Here is a 4,498-nt window from a genome sequence, read left to right as displayed (position 1 = left end):
CCGGGGGGCTTGGGCGGGGTGGGGGGGGGGGGGGTGGGGGGGGGCGGGCGCGGGGGGGGGCGGTGCGGGTTGGGGAGGGTCTGCGGGGGGGCTGGCGGGGGCTGCCACGGTGGCGCCCGGGGGTGGAGCGGTGTGAGCGGCGGCGGCAGGCGCGCTGGGGGCGGCCGGTGCTGCGGCCGCGGTGACGGCGGCAGCGAACCCCGCGAGCGCTTCGTCCCGAGACTTTTCGAGGTCGCCGATGCGGCCCTCCGCGCGGGCGATCTCGCGGCGCAGCGGGATGGCCGACAGGGCCTCAATATCCTGCGCGATGGGAACCCCGGGGACGGCGCGCTGCGTGGATGGATCAGGCGCCTCGTTACCTAGCGAGTCGAAGGTGGCGGGCGTCTGCGCCGCTGCCTGCGATGCGGACGCTTCAGCGGCCGCTGGCAGCGGCAGTGCCAGGGCTATTGACAGCGCCAGCGAATAGATCGCCGAAGCACCCTGTGCGCCCTTGCGCGGCCAGACGGTCACGCCAAGCAGCTCAGCCCGCTTGTACGGCAGGGGCCGCGCCGAAGCGTTGCTCGAGATAACGGATGATGTCGTCAGATTCGTAGAGCCACTGGGTGCCTTCCGCCGAGTCGATGCGCAAGCAGGGCACCTGGATGCGCCCGCCTTCGCGGGCGAGTGTGCCGCGGTGCTCCGCGTCGTTCTGAGCGTCGCGCAGCTCCAGCGGCAGGTTCAGACGGTGCAGCGCACGGCGCGTCTTGATGCAGAAGGGGCAGGCGAAGTATTGATACAGTGCCATGCCGCTGATGGCCTGCTCCACCTGCTGCTGCGCCTCGGGCGTACGCTGGAGTGGTGTCGGTCGGGTGATGCGGTCGACGAACGCGATGGTACGTCCGAGCCCTTCGCGGACGAGCTTGAGCAACATGAGTAGTCCTCGTTGTGTTCTTTCTTCTTGGCGGCAAGGCTATGCCAACCGGCTGCGCCTTTGGAGCGCAGTCGTGGCGTACGGGTTCCGTAACGATCTTCGGCGACGGGTTGCAGCTGCTGCTCGCGCAGCGCCTGGCGCTCAGGCTGTTTGGCCTCGATGCGGGTGCGGTAGAGAATTATCCTCTCATCGGGCAGTTGACCGCTTCGTTAGCGATGCAAGCTCCTGAGCTTCCAGAAGTCCAGCAGCAACTTCCTAGGCAGCGGCCGCCTTGGCCTCGAGCTGCGCCGTGAGGTCCGGATGCAGGTCCAGGGCGGCGGCGAGCCGATCGAGATAGCTGCGCTCCGCAGGGTTGGCGGTATCGATGACGAAGAGCGAGGCGAGATAGATTTCCGCTGCCGCTTCCCGGGAGTCAGCGCCGGCGGCGATATCCTGGACGTCCAGCGGCCGCGCCAGCTCCGCATCCAGCATGAGCCGGGTGTCGTCGTCGAGCCCGAGATTGCTGACGGCCTGTTGGATGGCCCGGCGCTCGGCGTCGTCCACATGGCCGTCGGCCTTCGCGGCGGCGATCATGGCCTTGAACAGGCTCTGGCTGCGCTGCTCGGCCTGTGCCCCGGGCAGTTCCTGCACCGGCGTGCCCGGATGCGCACTGTCGCCCTGATCCGCTTGCCAGGTCTTGAAGGCGTCATGCGCTACCTTGCCGAGCAGGCCGAGGCCGCCCAGGGCCGCGGCAGTGCCCGTGAGCTTGCGGCCGAATTCGGTACCGAGCAGGGCAACCAGGGCGCCGCCGGCGACAGCGCCTTTGCCCAGGTTGCCGAGCATGGCATCCCGCTCCGGTCCTTCCGGCGGCAAGTTCATGTGTTTTTCAGCGAGCTGAGTCCCTTGGGCGGCGAGGTCCTTGCCAGCGGCAAGCATCTGGTCGAGCATGTCTTTGAAGGCCATTGGTGGCGTCCTCCGGTGTGGTGTGTTCGGATGTGATGACAGCGCAGTCGAGTTTACTCCAGCGCGGTTGCACAGCGATGATCAGTTGCCCCAAAAATCCATACCGCAGTGGCGGCTGACAGCGGCTCCGTGCGCATCTGTGCCCTGCTGCTCGCCGCCGGCGCTGGACGGCGGTTCGGTGCCGACAAGTTGTCTGCTGCGCTTCCGGACGGCACGCCGGTGGGCGTTGCCGCCGCGCAAAACCTGCTGGCGGCGGGTTGCGAAACGCTCGCCGTGGTGCGCACCGCCGACGCCGGTATCGCCCCGGCCCTGGCGCGGCTGGGCGTCCGGCTGACGCCCTGTGTCGATGCCGACCTCGGGATGGGGCACAGCCTGGCCTGCGGTGTGCGGGCGAGCGCCCAGGCTGACGGCTGGCTCATTGCGCTCGGGGACATGCCTTTCGTACGGCCCGCGAGCATCGCCGCGGTGGCAGCGGCACTGGCCCGCGGTGCGCCCATTGCGGCGCCGAGCTATGGCGGACGCCGCGGCCATCCGGTGGGACTCGCGGCGGGCTTTCGTGACCATCTGCTCGGTCTCCGCGGCGATGAGGGTGCGCGCCGATTGCTCCGCGCCCATGCAGGCCGCATGGTTAGGGTGGATGTCGACGATCCCGGCGTGCTGCGCGATGTCGACTGGCCGGGCGATCTGGCGGCCGCCGGTGGCTGAGCTCGGCATCCTGGGCACCCGCCGCGCCGCCAGGGGTCGAACGAGGACACGGGGGTCCCCCCGCCGCGCGGCAGGCGGCCCCCGCGACTGCATCATTTCGAGACCCGCATGACCGCAACCCGTAAAGACCTCGAGCGCACATCCAGCGACCGCGAGATCGGCGCCTTCCTCGATCAGGTGGCGCGCACACCGCAGCGCGCCAAGCCCGGAGCTGGCGGCCGACTCATCTTCGCCATGGACGCCACCGCGAGCCGCGAGCCCACCTGGGACCGCGCCGCGGACATCCAGGCCGCCATGTTTCACGAGACGCGCGACCTGGGCGGGCTTCAAGTGCAGCTCTGCCACTACGGCGGCTTCCGCGAGTTCCATGCCTCCCCATGGTGCGCCAGCGCCGAGGAGCTGTTGCCGCGCATGACCCGGGTGCGCTGCATTGCGGGGCTTACGCAGATCGGCCGGGTGTTGGCGCATGCCAAAGCGGAGGCCGCGCTTAAGCCCGTCAATGCCCTAGTCTTTGTCGGCGACTGCGTGGAAGAAGATCACGACCGGCTGGCCGGCGCCGCGGGGGAGCTCGGGCTCCTCGGAGTACCCGTGTTCGTCTTCCAGGAGGGCCGGGAGCCGCAGGCCGAGCGGGTGTTGAAGGACATCGCGAGGCTATCCGGTGGGGCCTGGTGCCCGTTTGACCACCGCAGCCCCCAGGTGCTCAAGGACCTGCTGAGCGCCGTTGCAGTGTTCGCCGCCGGCGGGCGTAAGGCGCTCACCGAGTTCGGCCGGCGCCGGGGTGGATCGGTGCTGCAACTGACTCAGCAGTTGGAGAAGCGATGACCAGTCTGGTGATGGGGTGGCCGACGGGAGGGCGCACATGGGGCGGCTGATCGTCCTGCTGGCCATCGGCTTCGCGCTCTGGTGGTTCTTGCACTGGTTCCGCAACACCCCGCCCCAACGGGTGGCTGCGGTGCTGCGCAAGGCGGCCGTCTGGGGCGCGGCTGCGCTGCTGCTGCTCGCGGTGCTGAGCGGCCGGCTGAACCCGCTGTTCGCAGCCGCCGCCGCGGCGGTGCCCGTGGTCTTCCGGGCGCTCAATCTGCTCCAGGCACTGCCGGCACTGCACCGTATGCTGCAGTCACTGGGCCTGGTGGGACCAGGCTCCGTGGGCGGCCTCGGTGGCGGCGGGCGCGGCGCCGCGAGCGGGCGGCAGTCCTCCATCCGCACCCGATATCTCGACATGTCCCTGCACCACGATACCGGCGCCATGGACGGCGAGGTGCTGGAAGGCCCCTTCGCCGGCCAGCGGCTGTCGCAGCTCACATTGCCCCAGCTGCTGCGTATGCTGGAGCTCTACCAGGAATCCGATGCGCGCTCCGCTGCGGTGCTCACGGCCTACCTGGACCGCGAGCACGCGGATTGGCGCGAAGACGCAGCCGCCGCCGGCAGCGCCGGCGCCGGGCAGGGCGCGGGTGGCGGGCAAGCCGCGGCGCGCGGGATGACCAAGGACGATGCCTGGTCCATCCTGGGGCTGGAGCCCGGCGCCGACGCCGATGCCATCCGCGCTGCCCATCGCCGCCTCATGCAGCGCCTCCATCCGGACCGCGGCGGCAGCGACTATCTAGCCGCGCAGATCAACGCGGCAAAGGATTTGCTGCTGGGGGAGTGATGGACTTCGGCTACGCGTCGCGCAGGGCGTGCGGTCAGCAATCAGACAGACAGCGGATGCCCTGCGGACCTTGCTGGAATGGCAACAGCCGGCCATGACCGGACATAGCGGATCGAGCGAGCGTCGTATGTTGTTGCGAAACCGGCACATTTTCTGGATCACTCACGAGACCCAGAGAGTCGGTCCTGCCCACTCGGGCCCTGTCGGTTTCGAGTGACCGCCCTACTCTGGCTGTTCTGCTAGGGAAGCGCCGATTTATTGGCGCTTCCCGTGCGGGGCAGGACGCCCCGCCA

The 4,498-nt window shown here is 69.6% G+C and carries 5 protein-coding genes and 1 pseudogene; 3 read left to right on the top strand and 3 right to left on the bottom strand.

What is annotated here, in order from left to right:
- From I6U14_RS07595 to I6U14_RS07585, 3 genes and pseudogenes are all read right to left on the bottom strand, one after another.
- Positions 1-510, bottom strand: a pseudogene (locus tag I6U14_RS07595) (hypothetical protein); the annotation flags it as partial.
- 10 nt (positions 511-520) lie between these two features.
- Complete coding sequence (locus tag I6U14_RS07590) at positions 521-910, bottom strand: glutathione S-transferase N-terminal domain-containing protein (RefSeq protein WP_296898187.1); 390 nt, start codon at positions 908-910, stop codon at positions 521-523.
- A 255-nt stretch (positions 911-1,165) separates the two neighbouring features.
- Entirely contained in the window at positions 1,166-1,852 is a 687-nt protein-coding gene (locus tag I6U14_RS07585; RefSeq protein ID WP_296898186.1) for a tellurite resistance TerB family protein, read from the bottom strand.
- A gap of 129 nt (positions 1,853-1,981) precedes the next feature.
- Here I6U14_RS07585 and I6U14_RS07580 point away from each other — a divergent pair, with 129 nt between their 5' ends.
- From I6U14_RS07580 to I6U14_RS07570, 3 genes are all read left to right on the top strand, one after another.
- A complete protein-coding gene (locus I6U14_RS07580) occupies positions 1,982-2,557 on the top strand; it encodes a nucleotidyltransferase family protein (RefSeq protein WP_296898185.1) in 576 nt (191 codons plus the stop codon).
- Positions 2,558-2,665: 108 nt separating this feature from the next.
- Positions 2,666-3,379 carry a VWA domain-containing protein gene (locus I6U14_RS07575; RefSeq protein ID WP_296898184.1) on the top strand — a complete coding sequence of 238 codons (714 nt, stop codon included), beginning with the start codon at positions 2,666-2,668 and terminating at the stop codon, positions 3,377-3,379.
- 37 nt (positions 3,380-3,416) lie between these two features.
- On the top strand, positions 3,417-4,205 hold the full coding sequence (locus tag I6U14_RS07570; RefSeq protein WP_296898183.1) for a DnaJ domain-containing protein: 789 nt from the start codon (positions 3,417-3,419) through the stop codon (positions 4,203-4,205).
- Positions 4,206-4,498 lie beyond the last annotated feature (293 nt).

It is taken from the genome of Thiohalocapsa sp. (assembly GCF_019695415.1).
GTDB lineage: Bacteria > Pseudomonadota > Gammaproteobacteria > Chromatiales > Chromatiaceae > Thiohalocapsa.
The sequence above is the reverse complement of the archived record's forward strand: the minus strand, read 5'-3'. Positions and strand labels throughout refer to the sequence as shown.

Excerpts from the sequence above, each read along its gene's own strand:
- I6U14_RS07585 (WP_296898186.1), bottom strand. The coding sequence starts at position 1,852 with ATGGCCTTCAAAGACATGCTCGACCAGATGCTTGCCGCTGGCAAGGAC.
- I6U14_RS07590 (WP_296898187.1), bottom strand. The coding sequence starts at position 910 with ATGTTGCTCAAGCTCGTCCGCGAAGGGCTCGGACGTACCATCGCGTTC.
- I6U14_RS07575 (WP_296898184.1), top strand. The coding sequence starts at position 2,666 with ATGACCGCAACCCGTAAAGACCTCGAGCGCACATCCAGCGACCGCGAG.
- I6U14_RS07570 (WP_296898183.1), top strand. The coding sequence starts at position 3,417 with ATGGGGCGGCTGATCGTCCTGCTGGCCATCGGCTTCGCGCTCTGGTGG.